Source organism: Mycobacterium sp. E2327 (genome assembly GCF_001672675.1).
GTDB lineage: Bacteria > Actinomycetota > Actinomycetes > Mycobacteriales > Mycobacteriaceae > Mycobacterium.
On record NZ_LZKE01000169.1, the window covers coordinates 1 to 5,676 of the forward strand.

Consider the following 5,676-nt stretch of genomic DNA (forward strand, 5'->3'; position numbering starts at 1 on the left):
TCGGCGCCGCGGTGTTGCTCTTGTTCTCGTGCTTGGTGTTGACGATGGCGATCACCACCGCGACGATCACGGCCACCCCCGCCACCCCCACCGGCGTCGCAGCAGCAGCCGCAGCCGCAGCCGATCCCGGCAAAGACCTTCAACAGGCGGCTCGCCCTGGGGATCGTGGGCGGGTCGCTCGTCGCGCTGGCGGCGGTGGTGGCCCTGGTCATCTCGCTGGTGACCCAAAGCCACGGCTCGACCAACAACGCGGCGTCGCCCACCCCGAGCCGCGCCAGGGTGCCCGCCCGGCCCGGGTCGGCCCCCGGACCCGCCTCCGCGACCCCCGCGGGCGTGCCGCCGCTGCCGGCGTTCGCGCCGCCGCCCGACCTCGGCGCGAACTGCCAGTACCCGCCGTCGCCCGATCCGGCCAGCAAGGCCGCCACGCTGCCCCCGTCGGGCCGGGTGCCCACCGAGCCGGCACCGATCCACGCCGTCATCTCGACCAACTTCGGTGACATCGGCGTGCAGCTCGCCAACAACGAATCCCCCTGCGCGGTAAACAGTTTCACCAGCCTGGCGAAGCAGGGGTTCTACGACAACACGATCTGCGGGCGGATGATCGACGAGCCGGAGGGCGGGACGCTGCTGTTCGGCGGCCCCGATGCCGATGGCGGCGGCGGCGCCGGTTACGAGTTCGCCGACGAATACCCCGCCAACCAGTACAAGGCCGACGATCCGGCGCTCAAGGCAACTGTGATCTATCCGCGCGGGACCCTCGCGTTGGCCACCAACGGGCCCAACACCAACGGAAGCCAGTTCTTCGTGGTGTTCCGGGACGCCGAGATAGAGCCGACGTCCACCGTGTTCGGCTCGGTCGACCAGGCGGGCCTGGCGACCCTCGACAAGATCGCCAAGGTCGGTGTGGCCGGCAACCGCACCAGGGGCATGCCCACGAGCACCGTCACCATCACCTCGGTGCAGGTGGGCTAGACGGCCCCACGACCGGCTCTCCGGCGTTCCCATATTCGGCAAAGTCGCCCCATTCACTCTTCCGGCGCTCTTAGGCTTTGCGCGTGCGCTTGTCGTGGCCGCTGACCGGCCGCTCGGAGGAGACCGGAGACATCGAGGCCGCCATCTCGGCCCCGGACGCTTCCGGCATCGTCGTCTACGGCGCAGCGGGCGTGGGCAAGAGCCGGCTCGCGCGTGAGGCCCTGGCCGCCGCCGACTCGCGTGGGTGCGAATGCCGCTGGGCCGCCGGGACATCTACGGCGCGCTCCATTCCGCTGGGCGCATTCTCGGCCTGGGCGCCGTCGGGTGTGACCGACACCGTCCAGTTGCTGCAAGGGGTGATCGAGTCGCTGACTTCCGCATCCCGGGGCGCCACGGTGGTCTTGGGTGTCGACGACTCGCATTTCCTCGACGATCTGTCCGCATTCGTCGTGCATCAGATCGTGCAGCGCGGAGCGGCGAAAGTGATACTCACCGTCCTCGACGGTGAACCGATTCCAGCAGCCGTACAAGAAATACGGAGGGTCGGCCAGCTCGACCGGCTCGACCTGCGCCCGCTGTCGTTAGAAGACACCACCGCGCTCCTGTCGGCGACCCTGGAAGGACCCGCGGATCCGGATGCGGCACAACGGCTGTGGAAGCTCACTCGCGGCAACCCCTTATATCTGCGCAACATCGTGGAGCAAGAGGTCGCCGACGGCCGGATCGTGCAGCAGCAAGGCTATTGGCGGTGGACAGGCGATCCGATCATGCCCCCAGGGCTGGTCGAATTGATCGAATCGCGCATCGGGGCCCTGCCCGCACCGGTAGGCGATGTGATTGACGTGCTCGCCGTCGGCGAGCCGATCGATCTGGCGGTCTTGGAGCGGCTGAGCGATCCGGCCGCAGTCGAGGAGGCCGACAGCCGGGGGCTCATCACGCTTGAGGCCGCCGCCGGAGGCATGGAAGTGCGGGTGGCGCATCCGCTCTACGGCGAGGTGCGCCGCCGGCGAGGGGCGCCCACCCGGCTGCGGCGGTTGCGCGGGCGGGTCGCCGCCGAGCTCGCCGCGGCGGCCGACCGCAACGACATACAGGTCTTGGTGCGCCGCGCCGCGTTGAGTCTCGACTCCGACCTCGCGCCGGACCCAGATCTGCTGGTAAGGGCGGCCCACGGCGCGGTCTGGCTGGCGGATCTGCCCCTCGCCGACCGGCTTGCCGCGGCGGCCATCCGGGCCGGAGCGGGACCCGAACCGAACTTCGTTCGCGCGCACGCGCTTTCGTGGATGGGTCGTGGCGACGAGGCCGAAGCGGTGTTCACCGGGATCCGCACCGGCGAATTGACCGAGGTCGACCGTGCCAGATACGCCTTCCTACGGGCCAGCAACATGCTCTGGGCGCTCGGCGACCCAGCGCGTGCGAAAGAGATCATCGACGCGGCATCCGACACCACGTCGCCGCGAGCCCGCAGCTATATCGACGCCTTCCTCACGGTGTACTGGTTTGCGACGGACGAACCGGAGCTGGCCGCACAAGCGTCGGAAACTCTTGTGTTGGAAGAACTACCGGCCGTCGTCGGCGCCGAGATTGCCTGGGCGCTGGCCGCCATAGCCGCAGATGCCGGGCGCACCAGCGAGGCATTGACAGTCGCAGAGGCGGGCTACGGCCTTGCCACACGCTTGTTCGACGCTCCGCACATGAGGTTCAACATCGGCGACGCGCATGTCGGCTCCCTACTGCTGTCGGGAGACGTCGATGAAGCCCTGCGGGTGGCCGAGCGAGTGCGCCGTGAGGCGGCCGACCTTCCGGGAGCGGCCCAACTGCTCGGTGCGGCCGTGGCGGGCCGGGCCGCCCTGGGCGCCGGTCACCTGAATTCCGCCTGCGCGTTGCTCGAACAGGCGGCGGTGGGACTCTCGGCCACGCACGCTTCGAGCTGGGGATACCGCTATCGCGTCTCGCGCTCGACGGCTCTCGCGATGCGTGGTTCGACCGCGGAGGCGGCAACCGTCCTCGCCGCCCTGGACGAGCAGCGACGCCCTTTTCGGTCGCTGGACTTTGAACGGAGCGTGGCGCGGGCCTGGGTAGCCGCCGGCCAGGGCGCCGTCAGTGCGGCGATCACCGTCTTGGTGTCGGCCGCCGAAAGGGCTTCAGCCAAGGGCCGGTTCGCGGAGGAGGTGGTCTGCCTGCAGACCGCCACCCAGTTCGGCGACCGTTCGGGTGCACGCAGATTGCGCGACCTCGAAACGATCGTCGAGGGACCGCGTGTCGGCGTCGCCGCGCGATTCTCAGCCGCGCTCAATGCCGGCGACGCGACCGAATTGGCCGCGGTTTCAGCAGCATTCGAGGAGATGGGTGACCTGGTTGCCGCAGTTGACGCCGCCGCCCAAGCCGCCCTCGCGTATCGCAGCCAGGGCCTAAACGGATCTGCGTGGGGATGCTCTGCACGTGCGGAAGCACTCGCCGAACGATGCGGCGGTGCATGGACTCCCGCGCTTTGTCAGGTCAGCGAACCCTTGCCTTTCACCGATCGCGAACGAGAGATCGTGACGCTCATCGGTGAGGGGTTGTCCAACCGCGAAGTCGCCGAAAGACTGACACTTTCAGTGCGCACCGTCGAAAGCCACATTTACCGCGCCATGTCCAAGACCGGAACCGGCAGCCGCGACGAACTCGCGTCATTGTTGCCGCGGCACGGCGCGCACGAGCAAGTGCAGTAGTCAGCTGCTCGAAGTGCAGTAGTCGGTTACTGAGCGCCGCGACGCGGCCCAGTCGCAGAGTTAAGCGATCGTGTTCCGACCGGGCGTGCTGGCAGGTGAATAGACATGTCGTATGTTATCGCAACGCCAGAGCTAATGACCTCGGCGGCAACGGATTTGGCAACACTAGGCTCGAACCTAGGTGCGGCCCGCGCGGCCGCCGCCACCCAAACCACGAGCGTGTTGGCCGCCGCGGAGGATGAGGTGTCGGCGGCCATCGCCGCGTTGTTCTCCGCCCAAGGTGAACGGTTTCAGGCACTCAGTGCACAGGCGGCCGCGTTTCACGAGCAGTTTGTCCAGGTGTTGAACACGGGTGCGAGCTCCTATGCCAGCGCGGAGGCAGCGAATGTCGCCGCGTTCGCCGCCAATCCGGCGCAGACGGTCGAGCAGGATCTGCTCAACGCGATCAATGCACCCAGCCTGGCGTTGACGGGGCGCCCGCTGATCGGCAACGGTGCCAACGGGGCCCCGGGCACCGGGCAAAACGGCCAGCCCGGCGGATGGCTGCTCGGTATCGGTGGCGCGGGCGGCTCCGGCGCCCCCGGCCAAAACGGCGGTAACGGCGGCGCCTCCGGGCTGCTGGGCTTCGGCGGGCCCGGCGGGGCCGGCGGCCCGGGCACAGCGACCATGGCCGCCGGGGCCGGCGGGGCCGGCGGTAATTCCTTCGACCCGGGGTTCGGCTACGGCGGGGCCGGCGGCGCGGGTGGATCCAACGCGTTCGGGGCCGGCGGGGCCGGCGGACCTGGCGGCAACGGCGGCGGCGGCGGTCACGGTGGGGCCGGCGGGCCTGGTGGAAACGGCCTCACCATTGGTGGGGCCGGCGGGACCGGCGGGAACGGCGGGCTGTTCAGCGGGTTGATCGGTGCGAGTGGCGGGAACGGCGGGGCCGGCGGATACAGCGATGCCGGCGTCGGGGGTGCCGGCGGCGCCGGCGGCAATGCGGGTCTGCTCGCCGGTGGCGGTGGCGCCGGCGGCGCCGGCGGATCGACCCACACCGGTACCGGCGGGGTGGGCGGGGCCGGCGGCAATGGCGCCCTACTGTTGGGCGACGGCGGCGCAGGCGGGGCCGGCGGAACCAGCCAAACCGGGACCGGTGGCGCCGGCGGACACGGCGGCACTAGTTACCTGGTCGGCGACGGTGGCTTCGGCGGGACCGGCGGCGCCGGCGGCGCGCACGGCGGTAACGGCGGGGCCGGCGGCAACGCCGGCCTGCTTGGCCCCGGCGGGGCCGGCGGGGCCGGTGGCGCCAGCGACCTCGGCACCGGCGGGAACGGCGGAGCCGGCGGGATGTCTTTGGTGTTTAACGGCGGGCCCGGCGGCGCCGGCGGATCGAGCTTGAGTGGCGCCGGTGGGCCCGGCGGGGCCGGCGGCAACGCCCTATTGATGGGCAACGGCGGCAACGGAGGCAACGGCGGGTTCGGCACGGCGCTGGGCACCACTGGCGCCGGTGGTGCCGGCGGGCTATTGCTGGGTGTCGACGGCTTCAACGCTCCCGCCAGCACTTCGCCCCTGCACAACCTGCAGCAGCAGGTGCTCCACGCAATCGACGCGCCCATCCAGGCAATTACCGGGCGCCCGCTGTTCGCCAACGGCGCCCCCGGGGCTCCGGGCACCGGGCAGCCCGGCGCGCCAGGCGGGTGGCTGCTCGGCGTCGGCGGTGCCGGCGGCTCGGGTGGGCCGGGCCTTCCTGGTGGTGACGGCGGTATTGGCGGGCTATTGGGTGTGGGCGGCGCCGGCGGGGCCGGCGGAAACTCGTCGACCGGCAACGGCGGGGCCGGCGGGGCCGGCGGGACCGCCGGGACCGGCAATGGCGGCGTCGGCGGCAATGGCGGACTCACTACAGCAGCAAACGCGGTCGGCGGGGCCGGCGGGGCCGGCGGGAATAGCGGACTGACCGCCTACGGCGGGACCGGCGGGGCCGGCGGGGCCGCACTTGGCCTCGTCCTGGCCGCCG

General features: G+C 71.1%; 3 protein-coding genes. All 3 read left to right on the forward strand.

Going from position 1 to position 5,676, the window contains the following annotated elements:
• Positions 1–165: 165 nt before the first annotated feature.
• Entirely contained in the window at positions 166–972 is an 807-nt protein-coding gene (locus A5712_RS20235; protein WP_231982182.1) for a peptidylprolyl isomerase, read from the forward strand.
• An 83-nt stretch (positions 973–1,055) separates the two neighbouring features.
• Positions 1,056–3,683 carry a helix-turn-helix transcriptional regulator gene (locus A5712_RS20240; RefSeq protein WP_068108728.1) on the forward strand — a complete coding sequence of 876 codons (2,628 nt, stop codon included), beginning with the start codon at positions 1,056–1,058 and terminating at the stop codon, positions 3,681–3,683.
• Between the two features lie 105 nt (positions 3,684–3,788).
• On the forward strand, positions 3,789–5,676 hold a 1,888-nt coding region (locus tag A5712_RS20245; protein ID WP_082973547.1), incomplete at its 3' end, for a PE family protein.